Genomic DNA, 18,237 nt, shown 5'->3' with positions numbered 1-18,237 from the left:
CCCCATCAGCCGGGCAGCAGGTGACGCGCCCGGTGCAGCTGCTGCCACTGCTCGCCCTTGCGCCGGGGAGCGTGCTGCTCCAGGTAGCGCCGCAGCCGTGCCAGGTCTTCGGCGTTGTCCTTCGCCGCCGTGCCCGCGAGGCACTCGACGACGTCCGCGGCCGAGCCGGCCTCACCGCGCAGGAACCAGCCTCGCAGCCCCACCGCGTGCGCCACCGACACCGCCTCGGCCGTGCTCATCACGGTCGTGAGCCGGTCGTTGCCCTCACGCAGGTCGCGGAACGTGCGCACGAGCACCTCGAGCACGTCCCGTTTCGGCGCGAGCTCCACGCCGGAGCGCTCCAGCAGCTTTGCCGCCTCCTGCTCGACCAGCGCGAGCTCGGTGTCGAAGTCCGCGATCGGGAATACCGTCTCGAAGTTGAACCGCCGCTTGAGCGCGGCGCTCATCTCGTTGACACCCCGGTCCCGCGTGTTCGCCGTGGCGATCACGTTGAACCCGTCCTGCGCGAACACCATGCCGTCCGGGCCGTTCAGCTCCCCGATCGCCATCACGCGGTCGGACAGCATCGACAGCATGCAGTCCTGCACCTCCAGCGGGCAGCGCGTGATCTCCTCGAACCGCACGATCTTGCCCTCGGCCATGCCCCGCAGCATCGGTGCGGGCACGAGCGAGCGCGGCGACGGCCCCTCGGCCACCAGCAACGCGTAGTTCCACGAGTACTTGATCTGGTCGTCGGTGGTGGCCGCGCCGCCCTGGATCGTCAGCGTCGACTCACCGCAGACCGCCGCCGCGATCAGCTCGGACAGCAGCGACTTGGCCGTGCCCGGCTCACCGACGAGCATCAGCCCCCGGCTGGTCGCCAGCGTGACCAGCTCTCTGTCCACAAGGGAGGGATCGCCCACGAACTTCCTGGTGAGGCCGTGCTCCTCGTCGCCCACCACGAACCGGCGCGCGGCGGCGAGGCTCAACGCCCAGCCCGGCGGCCTGGGCGCGGTGTCGGTGTCGCGCAGGCGGGCGAGCTCGTCGGCGAAGCGGACCTCGGCGGGAGGGCGCTGCGTCGTCTGGGTGCTGGTCATGACCGCAGGGACTCCAGTTCGGACAGGAGCTCGGAGAGGGTGATCGGGTCGATCTCGTAGGTCGTGGGCGCGTCACTCGGCGCGGGCCACTCGCCGTGACCGCTGGGCGAGAACCACACGTCGCTGAAGCCGACCACGGGGAAGATCTCTATGGCACTCGCCGCGATGCCGGGTTCGAGCGAGACGACGAGAGCGCCGCCGCCGGGGAACGGCCGGGTGATCCAGGACTCGATGCCGACTTCCTGCGGCGTGCCGCGGACCCAGCCCTTCTTCGTCAGGCCGAGGATCTTGCCGACCGGGTACGAGTTGGCGCAGTACTCCTTGAGCCGGGGGGAGGGCGTCGCCCGGCTGCTCCAGCAGGTGGACCGGGCGGCCCAGCTGCGGGAACGGCTGGAGGATCTCGGAGTCCGCGAACACCTCATCCCACGCCGCCGCCTCGTCCAGGAGGTCGACCGCGTGCGCGACGCGGACGACGGCGTTCTCGGGCAGGGTGAACTCGTCGTCCTCGGAGTTCGCGAGGGTGCGGTCTTCCGCGAGGCGGAACGAGCTGCCCTCTTCGGTGATCCAGACCAGGCGGCGGACCAGATGCCACAGCAGCGGATGCGTGGCGAGCACCGTGGTGAACTCCTCCGCGGTCCACGTGCGCTGGTCGACCATGGCGCGTTCGAGGCGGCCGATCTGGTCGGAGGCGATCGTGCGGACGTCCTTCTTGAGCGCCGCGAACCGCTTGTGTTCCACCGGTGCCAGGTCCTGGTCGTCGCGCGTGCCGGGCTTCGGGAGGTCCTTGCGGCGCTTGCCGTCCTGGTCGAGGACGAACGGCTTGAGCTGCTCGTCGAACCCGACGGTGAACCGGCGCGGACCGTAGTCGATCACCAGCGTCGCCGCGTCGTTGAGACCCAGGCGCGGGACCAGGCGGTCGGACAGCTGGTCGAGGGACAGGCCGAGCTCTGCCGCGATCTGGGCGACCTTCTCCTCGGCCCTGAACTTGAGACCGTCGAACGGCACCGTCTCGGCGATGCTGTTGAGGTGCGACAGGGCGACCTCGGTGCCGATGTCGGTGAGGACGTCGAGCCCGCTGACCGCCTTGGCGTGCTGGTTCTCACCGGGCCACTTGCGGATCAGCGGGGCCAGCGCACGGACCGTGGAGTCGTCGCCGAACCAGCCGAGCGCGCTCAACGCCCAGCTCTCCTTCGACGGCGCGCCCGCCTGCTGCCACTCCCCGAAGACGGCCCACCCGAACGCGGCAAGGGAATCCCGGTCGAGCGCTTCGCGGGCGATCGCCAGCCCCGCGTAGATCTCGCCCGGCTTGGACAGCGCGGCCGTCATCAGCAGATGACCGGCGGCTTCCGCGGACAGCGCGTGCCTGCGGCCGCTCAGCAGGACCTGCGGCAGCAGGCGGGTGTCCGCCCACAGGCCGATCTTCGGCAGCTTCGCGGGCAGGACGTCGACCGGGTCCACCGACAGCACGAGGTCGATGGCAGCCTCGGCGCCGCACTCCCTGGCGACTGCCGCCACGTCGACGCCGACGGTGTTGTTCAGGTACCGCAGCGCCGCCTCGGCGTTGCGGCGGGGAACGCCCGCTTCCCCCGCGGCCGCGGGAATGAGGACACGGGCGGCCTGCTCGCGATGCCGGCCCAGCCACTCGAGGGCCCAGCGCCGGCCCTGCTTGGAGCGCGCGAACCAGTCGGCCATCTGCGTGGCCACCTCGACGGTGGCGAACGGCCGCAGCACCGTCCAGTGGTGCGCCGGAGCGGCCTGGGCGATCTGCAGCATCGCCGGCGCGGCGTCGACGCCGAACCGCGCCGCGATGCTCTCGCCCCACCGGTCGCCGCCCAAGAAGTAGCTCGGCTGCCAGTCCGCGATCAGGTGTCGCACTTCGTCCTCGGGAGCGAGGAGGAACAGGTCGTTGTCGGATCTGGCGATGGTGCCGGCCTGGTACCTCTCGAGGAGCTTTCGCCAGTCGAGGCTGCTGCGCTCCCGATACCCCGTGCCGTACTGGAGCCACTCGTCGCGCTCGCCCGGCTGCCAGCTCACCGTCGCCTCCGGCAATGGAAGGTTGCTGAGCACCACCGGCTTCACCGGCTTCCTGCGGTTCAGCCACGGCGGCGAGGCGAGCAGCGGCGGCAACTGGTCCGCGCTCGCCTCCGGCATGATCACGAGGCCGGACTCCGCGAGCACCGCCGCGACCTCGTCGGACACCGTGAGCTCGCGGTTCGAAAGCAGGTGGGCGTGCAGCAGCCGGCGCGCGCCGTCACTCGATGCCACGCGCTCGGAGAGCAGCCGCGCCGCCCTCACGGGGAACGCCCTCATCGCGGACACCAAGGTGGGCCGCAGGTACTTCTCGTCCAACCGGTCGAGCAGGATCGTGAACGCCTCGTCCGTCGGTAACGCCGCGAGCACCTTCAACGCCCGCTGGCGGGCGTCCGGCCGCAGCTGGTCGCTGTCGGAGTCGAGCTCCTCCGCGAGCAGCGGTGCGACGGCCGGACCCAGCACGTACACCGCCGTGTGCAGCAGGAACGCCGATTTCGTGATCGACGCGCCGGCCGCTTGGAAGTCTTCGAGGCTGCGGGCGCTGCTCGGCAGCATCCACCACCGGTTCGCGTAGTGGCCTAGCTCGCAGGCCTGGGTGAACCAGTCCGCCCGCTCGGGCATCAGGAAGGACCGGTTCTCCTTCTGGTTCTTCGACTTCCCGAGTCCCTCCAGCACGCCCTCGGCGGCTGCGCGCTCCTCAGGGGCAGCGACGGCGATCGCGTACCGGACGGCGGTGAGCATGAGGCCCGCCGTCTCGGCGATCGACGTCCAGAAGCCGTTCGTGGCGTACTGCAGGCAGATGCTGGCCAACCCGCCGTGCCGCCGGTCCCACTGAGTGGGGAGCTTCAGGCCCATCAGCTCGACGACCGCTGCGGTGGAGAAGGCGAGGCCGTGGTCCGCGATCCAGGCGTGCACGGCGGGGACGCCCGGCTCCAGGACGGCCGCGATCGCCGCCGCGCCGAGAGGAGTCGGCTTCCCGGCCAGGTGGTCCCGCACCGCGCTGACAAGCTCTGCCACCGAGTTCTTGGCCGAGAGGGCGTGCTCGATCTTCTCCGCCAGCTCGGTGACTTGGCGGCGGGCCTCCTCGGCCTTCGCGGCGTCGAGCGTGAACTCCGGGCCGGGGTGGAAGCCGCGCTGCCGCACGGCGTCCTTCGCCCACGCCCTGGGAAGCTGCCAGGCGTCTTCGTCGATTGCGGTGGCGGGCTTGGTGGTGAGCGGCTCAGCGGTGGGCGGCCCAGTGGCGGCGGCGGGCTGCTGTTCGACTACGCCTTCCGCTCTGTAGCCCTTCTTCTCCTTCGCCGCCACCAGTTTCGCGACGTGTGCGGCGGCGGCCTCGGCGGAGGCCAGTTCCTTGGTCTGCGTCTGGCCCTCGGTGTCCAGCCGTCCGAACCGGACGGTCACCGTTGCCCCGGCCTGGTCGATCTCCCAGAACTTGGCCGAGCCATCCGCGACGAGTTCCCACCTGCGCACTACGAAACCCCCTGAGTCCGATCTGGAGCTGATGTCCGCGAACCGTACTCAGGGGGTCTGACAGTTTTGTTGATCAGGTGAAGAGGCTGGTCAGAGCTTCCACCAGAGCGCGGTGTCCGGCGGAAGGAGCAGCTGACCGTCACGCACTCCGTAGTACGACGACGCCAGCAGCACCGAGCCGGGATCCGGCAGCTCCGCGACCGAGCCGGACAGGTTCACCGCGCAGGCGACACCGTCCCGCTCGAACCACAGCACGCCGGCCGGACCGTCCGCCCAGGTGAGTCCGGAACCCAGTGCCGGGTGCTCGCGGCGAACGCGCAAAGCGGTGCGGTAGAAGGACAACATCGAGTTCTGGTCATCGGCCTGCGCCTCGACGCTGAGCTTCGCCCAGTCCGCCGGCTGCGGCAGCCACGACCCGCCGGGGCCGAACCCGAACGAGGGACCGGAGGCGGTCCACGGCAACGGCACGCGGCATCCGTCACGACCGCGTTCGGTGTGGCCGGACCGCTCCCACATCGGGTCCTGCAGCACCTCGTCCGGCAGGTCCAGCACTTCGGGCAGCCCGAGTTCCTCGCCCTGGTACAGGTACACCGAACCGGGCAGCGCCAGCATCAACGCCAGCGCGGCACGGGCACGCCGTACACCGGTCTCACCACCGCCGTACCGCGTCACGTGCCGTTGCACGTCGTGGTTCGACAGCACCCAAGTCGTAGGCGCGTCAACAGGTGCGACCGCCGCCAGGGACGAGTCGATCACCGACCGCAACGCCTCGAAGTCCCACTCGGCCGTGAGGTAGTGGAAGTTGAACGCCTGGTGCATCTCGTCGGCACGCAGGTACATCGCGGTCCGCTCGGCAGAAGGCGTCCACGCCTCCGCCACCAGCACGCGCTCACCCTCGTACGAGTCGGCGACCGCACGCCACTCGCGGTGGATCTCGTGCACACCGTCCTGGTCGAAGAACGGCAACGGTTCCGTGCCCAGCAGCTTGAGCTGGTCGGTGTGCCCGATGTCCGGCAGCCCCGGCGCCTTGATCATCCCGTGCGCCACGTCCACCCGGAACCCGTCGACGCCCAGGTCCAGCCAGAACCGCAGCACGTCGCGGAACTCCGCGCGCACCTCCGGCAGGTCCCAGTTCAGGTCCGGCTGCTCGGGCGCGAACAGGTGCAGGTACCAGGAGCCGTCGGCCACCCGCGTCCACGCCGGCCCGCCGAAGACCGACTCCCAGTCGTTCGGCGGCTGGTCGCCGACGCCCTCGCGGAAGATGTAGCGCTCACGGTTCCGCCCGGCCAGGGCCTCCTGGAACCACGCGTGCTGGTCCGAGGTGTGGTTCGGCACGATGTCGACGATCACCCGGATACCGAGCGAATGCGCGTCGTCGACCAACGCCCGCACGTCGTCGAGCCCGCCGAACTGCGGGTCGACCGCGCGGTAGTCCGCCACGTCGTAGCCGCCGTCCGCCATGGGCGAGGCGTAGAACGGCGTGATCCAGACCGCGTCGACGCCCAGGTCGCGGAGGTAGGGCAGGCGTGAGCGGATGCCGGGCAGGTCGCCGACGCCGTCGCCGTCCGAGTCGGCGAAGCTGCGCACGTAGACCTGGTAGATGACGGCGTGGCGCCACCAGTCCTGGGACATGTCCATGCCTTCCGGGGTGGGGTGTGTCAGCGTTCCAGGAAAGACGTTGCAAAAGTTTTCCGCAAGTCAGCTTGAGGAACACGGGAGCAGATCACCCAGGTCTGCAAATTTTTGCAACCCCGAAATAATGCATTGCAGCACCGGTGCGTCATCCGTCAGAGTGGATCTCGACGAACCGGAGGAAGGAGCCAGCCGTGATGCAACACATGCGCCATCAGCACGTCTGGTGCTCCTCGGCATGAGCTGACTCATGACTCCGGGGAGCCGTCCCGTCGCCGTCCGCGACGAGGCGGCTTTTTTGATGCCCGTTGGTCCAATTGGCACGGACACCGCGCTCTGAACGCGGAGATCGAGGTTCGAGTCCTCGACGGGCAGCCGTGACCGAAGCCGAAGCAGTCGAGGCGCCAGGTTGTGATCCTGGTCGAAGCCGGTGCGAGTCCGGTCGGTCACTCCACCGCGCGGGATCCGGCGATCACCTGGGCCTCATGAGCCCGGGGTGCCTGGTTCGACACCAGGACGCGCGACTATGCCTCTGCCGGCGCGGGACCCGGTGATGCTCATGTCTCACTTCGTGGAACAGGGAAGAGACGCCGCGCGTCCGTCGTTCGCAAGGGTCATGGGCTTCGCTGAGGACTGGCAGACCTGGAAGACGGAGCGGGAGACCTCGTTGGCTGACCCGTTCGGGTGGCTGGCGCTGGTCTCACTCGACTGGCTGGAGACGACCCCACGCGCCTATGCCGGCCTACCGGGCGAGTGGTGGCAAGACGACGACGCGGCCTACTGGAAGCACGAGGGCGAGACGCAGCGGTTCGAACTCGTCCAGAGCGGCGCCGGCACGCGTGTCGGGACGGGCGACGTCGAGGTCGAGATCGCCCGCCGTGGTGGCTACCTGATCCGCGTGCACGACCCGAAGGCCGAGGTGCTGCGGAACTTCAGGGGCGTGCCGGCGTACGAACCGCACGAGCGGTGGGTGCTGGAAGGCCGGTACGAGCCGTTCGACGTCCCCATCCCCACGACTGTCGGCGCTGTCGTCGAAGGCCTCAGCCATGTCTACGAGGCACCGGGCCGCGTGCGGTTCAGCTTCAACGGCGCCGAGCACACGCTGACGGCGTTCAACGGTCGCAACGGCGGCTTGAACATCCTGTTCACCGACGAGACCAGCGGTGTCACCACCTACGCGGCGAACCGATCGCTGGCGGCGACGCCGGCCGGCGGCAAGGTCGTGCTCGACTTCAACCGCGCCACGAACCTGCCGTGCGCGTTCACCGACTTCGCCACCTGCCCGCTGCCACCCGCGGGCAACCACCTCCCGTTCGGCGTCGAGGCGGGGGAGAAGACGCCGTACGAGCGGGGTTAGAAGAACTCGTCGAGCAGCCGGTACCAGTCGAGCATCTCCGGGCGGGGGGTGAGGCCGTAGGCGCGGTCGAACGCGCCTACGGCTTCCTCGCCCAACTCCCGGTGCGCCAACGCGATGTCACGGTGGCGGTCCGACACACCCAGCCGCGACACGTCGATCAGCACGGCTGAACCGTCCGGGCGCAGCAGCACGTTCGGCGGGCAGAAGTCCCCGTGTGCCACCACGAGGTCCTCGGTCCCCGGCGCGGTCGCTTCCAGTCGCTTCAACAGGTCGGACGGCGTGACGCCCAGGTTGTCGTCGTCGAAGTCGTCCGGATCCACCAGACCTGCCTCGACATTGCGTCGAGCCTTGTCCAGCATGACCGGAACCGTTGCGTCGTAGGGACATGAGTCGACCGGCAACGAATGCAGCGACCGCAGCACCGTGCCCATGACCGTTCCGGCGAGCACGGGATCGGCCACGGCCAGCGACGGTGCGCCGACATCGGCCAGCACCAGCCAGTCGTCCGCGAAGGCCTTGATCTCCGGCACCTCGAAGTGCCGGCCCAGCCACGACAACCGGTCGCGCTCGGCCACCCCGGCGCGCTTCACGTAGCTGGACCCGACCCGCCACACGTCGCCGGACAGCCCCTCGTGCTCATCGGACCACACCGCGTCCGGCCCGACCGCGCGCACGATCTCCTCGGGGATCTTCACCCCGAGCATCCTGCCCGGCCGGGTGCTCGTCGACCAATTGAGTTCCGGTACCGCAAATCCTTGACCTCACAACAGGAAGCCCGGAAGGGTGTGAGGGGGAAACCTGGGGAGGACACCATGAAGAAGATCGCCGTTGTGCTGTGCGCTCTGGCGGGTCTCGCGATCACGCCAGCGGCTCACGCCGCCGAACCGGACTGCACGTTCACCGACACGCTCTGCGCGTGGGACCAGACCAACTACGAGGGTGCCAAGTTCAACGTCATGCCGATCGGTTCCTCGGCGTGCGTCGACCTGGTCGAACACGGCTGGGGCAACAGGATCCGCTCCGCCTACAACAACAGCACCAAGACCGCGTCGCTGTTCGCCAGCGACGACTGCACCGGCCGGCCCTACCCGATCGACGGCAAGACCGGCCAGTCCGACATCACCTTCCAGGCGGGCAGCGTGTTCGTCCAGCGCTGACGTCACTCGCAGGCGGTGCCGTCCTTGTCGCTGTCCAAGCCGTAGATGTCGGTGCCGATGACCCGGATCGGGCCTGCCACGTAGGCGGGCCCGTTTCCGCTGCCGCCGGCGCAGTCGACGTCGGTGGCGATCGGCACGCAACCGCTGTAGTTCGGGTCGCAGGCGGGCTTCGGCGCGGGCTGTGGCTGGGGATTCGGCTGCGGGTTGGGCCGAGGTTGCGGCTGAGGCTGCGGCTGGGGTTGTGGCTTCGGCTGCGCGACCGCCGCCGGAGTGGTGGTGGTCGTAGTCGTTGTTGTCGTGGTGGTCGTGGTCGATGTCGTGGTGCTGGTCGGCGGCGCCACGGTCGTGGTCGTCGTGGGCGCGGCCGTCGTGGACGCTCCCACCGCCGCCGTGTTCACGTCGCCCGGCCCGCTCATCGCCGCCCCGACGACGGCGATCGCGACGAAGAACGCGAACAGGCTCGCCGCACCGATCGCCACCGGCGTAGTCCACGACCGGGAGTTCGCGACCGGCACCACCGCACCACGCGGGACGTCCCGCGGCATCCGCAGCGCGATCTGCAGCGACCCGTTGTCGCCCCGCTGCACGAACGCCGTGCATCCGGTCGCCCCGCCGCCGGACGCCACGTGCATCAGCACGGGCGCATACCGTTGCGACATCAGGAAAGTCAGCTCACCGACGCGCTGCCCGTCGAGCCGCACCTCGATCCCGCGGTGCCCGCGGTACTTGCCGGACGCGATCGCGCACCACGTGAGGTGCACGGCGACGTGCCTCGTCACACCGGCCGGAACCGCGTACCGGGCCAGGACGTCCTGGTGGTGCTGCTCGCCCGTGACGGTCACCGTCACCTCGCCGGGCACCATCACCAGACCGGCGGCCGAGTTCTCGATCACTGTCGCAACTCCCTCGCGGTGGGTACGTACGCCTGACCATCGAGGCCCCACGCAAGGTGTTACCGACAGTGCCGCGAAGTTGTGCCGAACGGGTGAAAATCAGCCTGATCCGTCACGGTCGGTCAATGATCGGCGATGTAAATCCCTTCCGCAGCCACGATGGGATGGCGGAACGAGTGGTCGAGCTGATCAGGCGCTCGACCGCTTGACCAGCGAGGTCGGCAGCAGCAGCGACGGCGGCAGCCCGGCCTCGCCCGCGAGCTCCGCGAGCAGCCTCCACGTCATCGTGCGGCCGAGCTCCTCGACGTCCTGCCGGATGGTCGTGAGCGGCGGCGTCGCGGTGGCGGCGAACACCGAGTCGTCGAACCCGACCACGGCGACGTCCTCGGGGATCCGCCTGCCCTGCGCGTGCAGCACCTGCAACGCGCCGAGCGCCATGATGTCCGCGGCGACGAACACCGCGTCGAGCTCAGGTGCCTTGCGCAGCAACCGTTCCATCGCCCGCGCGCCGCTCTCCGGCGTGAAGTCGCCGTGCACGACGAGATCGGTGGCGATCTTGGCCTCGCTCAGCCCGCGCTTGAACCCGCTCAGCCTGTCGGCGCCCACGGCCATGTCCTTCGGCCCGGCCACGGTGGCGATCCGCTTGCGGCCCAGCGAGGTCAGGTGCCGTGCCGCCTCCAGGGCACCGGTGAAGTTGTCGGCGTCCACGAACGGGACGGTCTTGCCGAGCGGCCGGCCACCGGAGACCACCGGCAGGCCGATCTCGGCGAGCATGGGCACCAGCGGGTCCTCGCCGTGCAGGCTGACCAGCAACGCCCCGTCGACGTGCCCGCTGCTCAGGTACGTCACCAGGTCGCTGGTGTCCGCCGGCTGGCTCATCATCAGCAGCAGCTGCACGTGCCGCCCGGCCAGTTCGGAGTGCACCCCGCGCAGTACTCCGGCGAAGAACGGGTCGGACAGCACCCGGCCGGTCGGTTCCGAGACCACGAGGGCGATCGCGTTGGCCCGGTTGCCGGCGAGTGCTCGCGCGGCCTGGTTGGGGGAGTAGGCCAGCTCCGCGATGGCGGCGTGCACTGCCTCCCGGGCCTTGGCGCTGACGTACTGCTCGTCGTTGATCACCCGCGAAACGGTCGACTTGGACACTCCCGCGACCCGCGCGACCTCTTCGATCCGCGGGCCGGGACGTCGCTTCGCCGTCTCGGTCATGCGGTCATCTTAGGCTGCCTGGCCCGTCCATGATCTGTTCCGGTCCATCTTCGTTCGCCCTCTTCACGGCGGTGTGAGCCAGGTTTCGAAGATCGTCCGCACAAATTCCGCACAGCACCGGCGAGTTCTGGCACCATGCCTCCCGAGGAGGGGCAGTGCGGTATCGGCTTCTTGGGCCGCTGCAGATCTGGCGTGGGGGCGTGGAACTGCGGCTGGGCGGACCCCGGCAACGGGCACTGCTGGCGGCGTTGGCGTTGCATGCCAACGAGACGGTCAGCGTTGAACACTTGAACGAAGCGGTGTGGGAATCTCCACCCGCGGCTCCCGAGTCGAACATCCGGACCTACGTCGCGGCCCTGCGCAAGCTCGTGCTGGACGACCTCGTCACCGTTCCCGGCGGGTACCGGCTCAAGGTGCCCGCCGACGAGATCGACGTCGGCGTCTTCGAGCAGCTGTGCGCGGCCGGTGACGAGGCGCTGAAATCCGGTGATCACCGGACGGCGGTGGCGAAGTACGAAGAGGCGCTGACGTTGTGGCGGGGTCCGGCACTGGACGGGCTCACGGTCGGGCCGCGCCTCGAAGCCGAGCTCGCGCTGCTGCAGGAACGGCGGCTCACCGTCGCCGAGCAGCACGCGCGCCTGGCGATCGAGCTGGGGCAGGGCGAGCGGCTGATCGCCGAGCTGCGGCGGCTCACCAAGCAGTTCCCGCTGCGCGAACAGCTCTGGCTGCAGCTCATGCACGCGCTGCAGCGGGCGAACCGGCCGGCCGAGGCGCTGCAGGCGTTCGAGGACCTCCGGGTGCTGCTGGCCGAGGAACTGGGCACCGATCCCGGCAGCGACCTGCGGGAACTGCACGCCCGGCTGTTGCGCGGGGACGAGCCGCGCCCGTCCCTGAACACGCTGCCCCGCGACGTCGCGGACTTCACCGGCCGCGTCGCCGAGATCGACAGGCTGACCAGGGCGGTCACCGGACGGTCGGCGGTCGTGATCTCCGCGATCGACGGCATGCCGGGCGTTGGCAAGACGACGTTGGCCGTGCACCTGGCACACCGGCTGGAGTATCCGGACGGTCAGCTGTTCATCGACCTGCACGCGCACACAGCGGGCCGTGCGCCCGTGGAGCCGACGGACGCGCTCGACGTGCTGTTGCGCGCGCTTGGTCTGGACGAGATCCCGGTCGGCCTGGACGAGCGGGCCGCGATGTGGCGGGCCGAGCTGTCCCGGCGGCGGCTGCTGGTCGTGCTCGACAACGCGGTCAGCGCCGACCAGGTGCGGCCGCTGCTGCCGGGCGTGCCGGGCTCGTTGGTACTGGTCACGTCACGGGCGCGGCTGGTCGAGCTGGAGGGCACGTCGACGCTCACGCTGGACGTGCTGTCCGAGGCGGAGGCGTTGCAGCTGTTCGCCACGATCGTGGGTGACGACCGTGGCGCCGACGAGGCGGCCCGCGAGGTCGTCGAGCTGTGCGGCCGGCTGCCGCTGGCCGTGCGCCTGGCCGCCGGGCGGTTGCGCAGCCGTCCGACCTGGACCACCGCCCACCTCGCGACGCGGTTGCGCGAGGGACGATTATCCGAACTGGACGCGGTCTTCGCGTTGTCGTTCGGCCAGCTCCCAGACTCCCACCAGCGGCTCTTCGGCCTGCTGGGCCTGCACCACGGCACGGACCTCGACGTCGACCAGGCCGCGGCGCTGGGCGAGCTCGACCCGCTGGAGTGCGACGGGATGCTCGAGGACCTCGTCGACGTCCACCTGCTCGAGGCGACCACGCTCGGCCGGTACCGGATGCACGACCTGCTCCGGCAGTACGCGCAGTCCAAGGTGGACACCACGCGGGAGCCGCTGACCAGGCTGCTCGACCACTTCCTCGACACCGCGAACCAGGCGACGCGGCTGATGTCGCCCGCCGCCCGCAGGTACGAGGTCGACATCACCTACCGGCCGGAGTCACGGCTGGTGCTGCGCGACTACGACCACGCGGTCGAGTGGCTGGAGACCGAACGGCAGACGCTCGTGGCCGCCGTGGCGTTGTCGCTCGACGGCGACTGGCGCACACACACGTGGCAGCTCGCTCGCGCGTTGACGTACTTCTGCATGGTGCGCGGATACACTCGTGACTGGGCCACGATCAACGAGCTGGCACTGGAGGCGGCGAAGGAGGACCCGGCGGCGCTCGCGATCACCACGAAGAACTACGCGATGGTGTTCTGGCAGACCGCGCAGTACCCGACGGCGATCCACTACAACGAGCGCGCGATCGAGATGCTCCGCGAGCTGGGCGACCTGCAGGGCGTGGCGGGCACGCTGAACAACCTCTCGCTGGTCTACCGGACCCTCGGCCGCCACGCCGAGGCCGCTGAGCTGCTCGAACAGGCGATCACGGTCGCGCGGGAACTCGGTGACCGGCACCTCGAGTCGCAGGCGATGAGCAACGTCAGCAACATCTACAGCGCGCTCGGCCGTTACGACGAGGCACTGCGGGCCTGCACCTCGGCGCTGGCGCTGATGCGCGAGCTGGGCAGCCGCCGCGACGAGGCGGACACCCGCAGCGCGCTGGGCATGATCCTGCACGCCATGGGCAGGCACTCCGAGGCGTTGGAGGCGCTGGAGTCCGCACTGGCCGCCGTCCGCGCGATCGGGGACGTCACGACGGAAACCGTGGTGCTCAACTACCTCGGCGAGGTCCTCACCGCCGCCGGGCGTCCCGCGGAGGCCGTGGCGCCGCTGCGGGAGGCGCTGGAGCTGGCGGAACGGATCGACGACCGGCGCGAGGCCGCGAACGCGCACAAGCACCTCGCTCGCGCGGTCGCGGATCCGGTGCAAGCCGCCCTGCACCAGAGGGAAGCCGACGAGAGGTTCGCGGCACTGGGCACCGGCTGAGCGCGGCCCGGCCTGCCACCGGGGAGCACCCCACCGCGCGGCAGGCCGTCCCGCAGCAACGGCAACAGCTTGGGGTGCTTGCTCATGAGCACCGCGGCTGTGCCGTTGCGCTGCTGGATCCTGCGGCAGAAGTGGGGCGACAACGGCACCCCGAGGTACGCCTGCGCCCGCGGCCCGTAGACGACCGCCTCACCGAGTCCGCACCACGCCGCCGCGACTGCTTGACCGTCCACCCAGATGTAGCCCTCCACGTACACGCCGCCGTTGTGGCGGGCCGCCTCGCTGAACGCGTCGCTGAAGGTCACCTGGGGCTGCAGGCGGGTCTGCGCGCCGGCAGACCACCACCTGCCGACGTCGAGCACCAGGCCCTCCATGCTCGCGTGCGCCCACTCCGAGCCGCGCCACTGGTGCGGCCGTGAGCTCTTCCACGCTGCCATGGTGCGGTCCGCCGGCCGACTCCACTGTCCGAAGTGGACCTGAAGGCCCTACGAGATCGTGATGGGAATGCTCAGCCGCACCGGTCCCGCGACCCCGGTGATGACGCCGTCGCCCGCCTTCGGTCCCGCCTGCAGCCGGGCACGGAACGTGATCGTCTGACCGGGAGCCAGCGTCTGGCCGCCCTCGCACGTCACGGTGTCCTTGCCGGCCGGGCACCCGATCATCCCCGCCGGCAACTGGCCCGGACCGACCGTTTTGACCTTGTCCGGCATGGTCAACGTCAACGTTGGCACCGTGGCGGGCGCGGAGCCGTTGTTGGTGATGCTGACGTTCATCTCGTTGGGCGGGCCCTCGGTGGTCATGGCGATGGTGCTGGGGGCGGACCCCGACAGCTGGGCCGTCCCCGCCGGAGCCACGGAGGTGGTGCCGGTGGTCGCCACCGGTCCGGTGGTTCCGCTCGGCCCGGTGGCCTGTGTGCCGGTGCCGGCGGAGTTGCCGGCCGACGCGGCGCCGGGGTTCTGGGTGGTGCCGGGCTGACCGGGCTGACCGGGCTGCGCGATCCCGGCCGAGGTGCTGGTGCTGGTCGCCGGAGCGGCACCGGGGATCGTGGCGGCCGGGTCGTTCGAGGTGGCGACGCCCGAGGCGGCGACGACCACGACCGCGGCGGCCGAGGCGGCGACGCCCAGCCACGAGCTCGCGCTCAGGGTCACCGCGGCGCCCTTGGTCGCGGTCGCGGCGGCGGCAAGGTACCCGGCCGTACCCGTGCCGAGCACGATGGGGGCCACGAGTCCGCGCAGCGCGCCGTTGACGTCGGACAGTTCGCTGGCGAGCTTGCGGCATTCGGCGCAGTCGTCCATGTGCGCGTCGAGCTGGACGGCGTCGCGACCCTTCAGCCCGCCGCGGGTCCAGGCGCCGAGCTTCGTGACCGTGGCCCGGCACCGTTCCGCCGGCTCCTGGTTGACGTGCGCCTGCAGGAACGCCTTGCGCAGGCCTTCACGGGCGCGGAACGCCATCGCGGAGACACCGTTCGCGGTCAGTCCGAGCATCGGTGCGATCTCGCCGGGGGACTGGCCCTCGATCGCGGTGTGCCACAGGACGGTCTGCCACCGATCCGGCAGCGTCGCGAAGGCCGTCGCCGCCAGCGCCTGGTCGAGGTCCTCGACCGCCTTGTCGCGGAACGGCACGCTGGTCGCCTTGGTGGCGCCGGGAACCTCCTCGATGTCACCGGCGAGCTCGAGCCGCTTTTCCTTGCGGGTGCGGTCATACGCCGCGTGCCGCACCGCCGTCAGCAGGTACGGCCGGAACGCCGTGCCGGGGCCGCCGCCGGAGCGCAGTGCCGCGAGGACCTTGGCGAACGCGTCCGACACCAGGTCGTCGGCGTCCGCGGAGGACGTGGACAGCTGCATCGCCAGGATGTTGGCGGAGCGCACGTGCCGTTCGTAGAGCGTGCCGTAGGCCTCGACCTCGCCGTCCTTGACGGCGTCGATCAGGTCGGCATCCGACGGCGGTCGTCCACGCTGCCCGATCAAAGGATAAGCCGCCTTAACGTGATGCCTGAGGTGATACGCGGACCCTATCGAGATGACTCAACGCGAACAATCCACGCATCCGAACCTGATGTAATAAAAAAGGTCCTGGTCCGGTGCAAGTGCTGACCAACACAGGTCCGATGGCCCTGGCGCCGGCGATCAGCGCCGTGAGCAGCTCCGGCCGTGGTGCGCTAACGCAGGGCCGCGGCCAGTTTCGCCGCCGCCACCCGCACCGCGGGCGTGTCGTACCGGTCGCACTCGGCCAGCGCCCGCACCCGGAGCTCGCGCGCCTGCGCCGTGTCTCCGGCCGCGTCGGCGAGGTCGGCCAGCCGCGCCATGATCTCGACGCGGTGGTCGGCCAGCCGCGCCTCACCCAGCGCCGCCAGCAGCTGTTCCCGGGCCTCGCCGAACCGGCCCGCGTCCATCAGCACCAGGCCGCGGTTGTGCTGCACCCGCGCCGTTCCCGCGACGTTGGAGTGCGTGCGGAAGAGCGACTCCGCCTCGTTGAGCAGGTCCAGCGCGATCATCACCTGACCCGTGGCCGCCGTCGTCGTCGCCAGCCGGATCAGCAGCATCGACAGCAGCTCGTCGTCACCGCCCGCCTTGCGGTGCTGGTCCACGCTGCGCTGCTGCACCTCGACGGCCTCGCCGAGGTCGCCCGCGGTGTGCAGCATGACGCCGAGCAGCGAGAGAGCGAGGTTCTCGCCGATGGGATAGCCGGCCCGCCGGAACAGCTCGACCGACCGGCGGCCCAGCGCCACGGCCTTCTCCCGCTCGCCGACGCGGCGCCGGATCGCCGAGCCGTAGTAGCAGTTCCACGCCTCGGTCAGGGTGTCGTCGACCGGCACCGCCGCGGCCTCCTCGTGCACCGCCAGCGCGTCGTGGGGGCGGCCGCACAACGCGTACAGCGCCCACGACAGGTAGTTCAGCTGCTCCGCGGCCTCCCTGGCACGGCCGAGCTGTTGCGCCGCCCGCGCGCCGGCGCCGAAGACCTCGTGCCACAGCTCGCCGACGCCGTGCATGTCGGAGTACCAGTGCATCGCCTGTGCCAGCGCGAGAACCAGATTGTGCTCGCCCTCGTCCACCGCCGACCGCAGCGCGCCACGCCAGTTCTCCAGCTCCAGTTCGAGCCACCGGGACGCGGACTCCCGGTCGCGCACCGGCGCCGACCGTTCGGCGGGCACGTCATGGTCGAAGAACCGCGCGGCCCTGGTCGCGACGTCCAGCAGCCAGTGCCGCAACCGTGTGCGCAGCTCCAGCACGACGGCGGGGTCGTCGTCGAGTTCCAGCCGCTCGGAGGCGAACACGTGCAACAGGTCGTGGCACGTGTACCGGCCGGGAATGTCGCTGATGCCGAGCAGGCTCGCGTCCGCCAGTTCCTCCAGCGCCTCCTCCGCGTTGTCGGTGAGCTCGGCGGCCAGTGCCCCGCAGATGTCGGGGCGCGGCACCAGTGCGAGCCTGCGGAACAACGCCGCCGCACCGGGGCTCAGCTGGTGGTAGGAGAGCTCGAACGCCGCCCGCACCTGCAGGTCGCCCGCCCGCAGCACGGACAGCCGGCGCCGTTCGTCCTCCAGCTGCTCGGCGAGGTGACCGACTGTCCACTGTGGTCTGCTCGTGAGGCGGTTGCCCGCGATGAGCAACGCGAGCGGCAAGCCCCCGCACAGTTCCGCGACCCGCTGCGCGGCCTCGGGTTCGGTGCCGAGCCGCTCGGGCCCCGTCACGACGCGCAACAGCTCGACGGAATGGTCCAGCGGCAGCAGTTCCAGCGCGAGCCGATGCCGTGCGTCGAGGCCGGTGAGGGTTCGCCTACTGGTCAGCAGCACGAGCGTGCCGGGGCTCGACGCGAGCAACGGCCGCACCTGGGCCTCGTTCGCGGCGTTGTCGAGCACCAGCAGCACCGTCCGGTCGCGCAGCTGCGACCGGTACAGTGACAGCTTGTCCTCCGGGTCGGTCGGCATCTGGCGTTCGTCCACTCCGAACGATCGCAGCAACCGGTGCGCGGCCCGGTCCGGCGTCAGCGGCTCGGCGTCGGTGCCGCGCAGGTCGAGAAATACGCAGCCGTTCGAGAACCGCGATCCCAGCCGGTGCCCCGCGTCGACGGCGAGCGCGGTCTTGCCGGCTCCCGGTGCGCCGTGGACCACCGCGATCTGCAGCCGTGACGACGACGAGGCCTCCGCGGCGAATCCGTCCAGCAGGCCGCGTTCGGTCGCGCGGCCGGTGAGGTCGAGGAGCACCGGCGGCAGTGAGAAGGACGCCACGACCTGTGGAACCGCCGGCCTTTCCTGCGCCGCGACGACACGGCTCGCGCGGGCCAGCGCGGTGAACTCCGCCGCCTCGTCGTCCTGCAGCCCGAGCCCGTCGACGAGCAGCTCGACGGTGCGGAGCTGCGGGCTGAGCGTGCGGCCGCGCTCCATGTCGCTGATCGCCCGAGTGCTCAAACCGGTGCGGTCGGCGAGTTCTTCCTGCGTCAGCGGAACACGCGATCGGTAAAAACGGAGAAAGTCCCCGAACGCTGTCGTGCTCACTCTGCGCCCCCTCTTCGTACCCGCGCATCATGCGTCCTGGTAGACGCGCG

General features: G+C 70.4%; 11 protein-coding genes and 2 tRNA genes. 5 read left to right on the top strand and 8 right to left on the bottom strand.

Annotated elements, in window-relative coordinates; genetic code table 11:
• Positions 1 to 5: 5 nt before the first annotated feature.
• From ACRSBM_RS22115 to ACRSBM_RS22105, 3 genes are all read right to left on the bottom strand, one after another.
• Complete coding sequence (locus ACRSBM_RS22115; RefSeq protein ID WP_434445544.1) at positions 6 to 1,076, bottom strand: ATP-binding protein; 1,071 nt, start codon at positions 1,074 to 1,076, stop codon at positions 6 to 8.
• A gap of 72 nt (positions 1,077 to 1,148) precedes the next feature.
• Entirely contained in the window at positions 1,149 to 4,577 is a 3,429-nt protein-coding gene (locus ACRSBM_RS22110; protein ID WP_434445542.1) for a WGR and DUF4132 domain-containing protein, read from the bottom strand.
• Positions 4,578 to 4,667: 90 nt separating this feature from the next.
• Positions 4,668 to 6,209, bottom strand: a complete 1,542-nt coding sequence (locus ACRSBM_RS22105; protein WP_434453171.1) for a glycoside hydrolase family 13 protein — start codon at positions 6,207 to 6,209, stop codon at positions 4,668 to 4,670.
• Positions 6,210 to 6,511: 302 nt separating this feature from the next.
• On the opposite strand from ACRSBM_RS22105, the gene ACRSBM_RS22100 reads away from it, so the two are divergent.
• The 3 genes from ACRSBM_RS22100 to ACRSBM_RS22090 all read left to right on the top strand — a co-directional run bounded on the left by ACRSBM_RS22100 (position 6,512) and on the right by ACRSBM_RS22090 (position 7,566).
• A tRNA-Gln gene (locus tag ACRSBM_RS22100) sits at positions 6,512 to 6,584 on the top strand.
• A gap of 2 nt (positions 6,585 to 6,586) precedes the next feature.
• A tRNA-His gene (locus ACRSBM_RS22095) sits at positions 6,587 to 6,663 on the top strand.
• Between the two features lie 162 nt (positions 6,664 to 6,825).
• On the top strand, positions 6,826 to 7,566 hold the full coding sequence (locus tag ACRSBM_RS22090; RefSeq protein ID WP_434445540.1) for a DUF1684 domain-containing protein: 741 nt from the start codon (positions 6,826 to 6,828) through the stop codon (positions 7,564 to 7,566).
• Here the strand turns inward: ACRSBM_RS22090 and ACRSBM_RS22085 are convergent.
• The gene (locus ACRSBM_RS22085) at positions 7,563 to 8,261 is read right to left on the bottom strand and encodes an aminoglycoside 3'-phosphotransferase (protein WP_434445538.1); all 699 of its coding nucleotides are present in this window, start codon (positions 8,259 to 8,261) and stop codon (positions 7,563 to 7,565) included. The two genes, ACRSBM_RS22090 and ACRSBM_RS22085, sit on opposite strands and share 4 nt — an antisense overlap.
• Positions 8,262 to 8,378: 117 nt before the next feature.
• Here ACRSBM_RS22085 and ACRSBM_RS22080 point away from each other — a divergent pair, with 117 nt between their 5' ends.
• The gene (locus ACRSBM_RS22080; RefSeq protein WP_434445537.1) at positions 8,379 to 8,723 is read left to right on the top strand and encodes a peptidase inhibitor family I36 protein; all 345 of its coding nucleotides are present in this window, start codon (positions 8,379 to 8,381) and stop codon (positions 8,721 to 8,723) included.
• Between the two features lie 2 nt (positions 8,724 to 8,725).
• Here ACRSBM_RS22080 and ACRSBM_RS22075 read toward each other — a convergent pair whose 3' ends face one another.
• Together ACRSBM_RS22075 and ACRSBM_RS22070 are read right to left on the bottom strand one after the other, a co-directional pair.
• The gene (locus ACRSBM_RS22075) at positions 8,726 to 9,616 is read right to left on the bottom strand and encodes a hypothetical protein (RefSeq protein ID WP_434445535.1); all 891 of its coding nucleotides are present in this window, start codon (positions 9,614 to 9,616) and stop codon (positions 8,726 to 8,728) included.
• A gap of 189 nt (positions 9,617 to 9,805) precedes the next feature.
• Entirely contained in the window at positions 9,806 to 10,822 is a 1,017-nt protein-coding gene (locus ACRSBM_RS22070) for a LacI family DNA-binding transcriptional regulator (protein ID WP_434445533.1), read from the bottom strand.
• 155 nt (positions 10,823 to 10,977) lie between these two features.
• Here ACRSBM_RS22070 and ACRSBM_RS22065 point away from each other — a divergent pair, with 155 nt between their 5' ends.
• Positions 10,978 to 13,695: a BTAD domain-containing putative transcriptional regulator gene (locus tag ACRSBM_RS22065; RefSeq protein ID WP_434445531.1), complete on the top strand. Its 2,718-nt coding sequence runs from the start codon at positions 10,978 to 10,980 to the stop codon at positions 13,693 to 13,695.
• Positions 13,696 to 14,180: 485 nt separating this feature from the next.
• Here ACRSBM_RS22065 and ACRSBM_RS22060 read toward each other — a convergent pair whose 3' ends face one another.
• Together ACRSBM_RS22060 and ACRSBM_RS22055 are read right to left on the bottom strand one after the other, a co-directional pair.
• Positions 14,181 to 15,662, bottom strand: a complete 1,482-nt coding sequence (locus ACRSBM_RS22060; RefSeq protein ID WP_434445529.1) for a sigma-70 family RNA polymerase sigma factor — start codon at positions 15,660 to 15,662, stop codon at positions 14,181 to 14,183.
• Positions 15,663 to 15,853: 191 nt separating this feature from the next.
• Positions 15,854 to 18,187, bottom strand: coding sequence for an ATP-binding protein (locus ACRSBM_RS22055; protein WP_434445528.1), 2,334 nt, complete (start codon positions 18,185 to 18,187; stop codon positions 15,854 to 15,856).
• Between the last annotated feature and the right edge of the window lie 50 nt (positions 18,188 to 18,237).

Origin of the sequence: Lentzea xerophila (genome assembly GCF_051094245.1) — a bacterium.
Taxonomy (GTDB): domain Bacteria; phylum Actinomycetota; class Actinomycetes; order Mycobacteriales; family Pseudonocardiaceae; genus Lentzea; species Lentzea xerophila.
The sequence above is the reverse complement of the archived record's forward strand: the minus strand, read 5'-3'. Positions and strand labels throughout refer to the sequence as shown.

Excerpts from the sequence above, each read along its gene's own strand:
- ACRSBM_RS22070 (WP_434445533.1), bottom strand. The coding sequence starts at position 10,822 with ATGACCGAGACGGCGAAGCGACGTCCCGGCCCGCGGATCGAAGAGGTC.
- ACRSBM_RS22080 (WP_434445537.1), top strand. The coding sequence starts at position 8,379 with ATGAAGAAGATCGCCGTTGTGCTGTGCGCTCTGGCGGGTCTCGCGATC.
- ACRSBM_RS22105 (WP_434453171.1), bottom strand. The coding sequence starts at position 6,209 with ATGTCCCAGGACTGGTGGCGCCACGCCGTCATCTACCAGGTCTACGTG.
- ACRSBM_RS22090 (WP_434445540.1), top strand. The coding sequence starts at position 6,826 with ATGGGCTTCGCTGAGGACTGGCAGACCTGGAAGACGGAGCGGGAGACC.
- ACRSBM_RS22115 (WP_434445544.1), bottom strand. The coding sequence starts at position 1,076 with ATGACCAGCACCCAGACGACGCAGCGCCCTCCCGCCGAGGTCCGCTTC.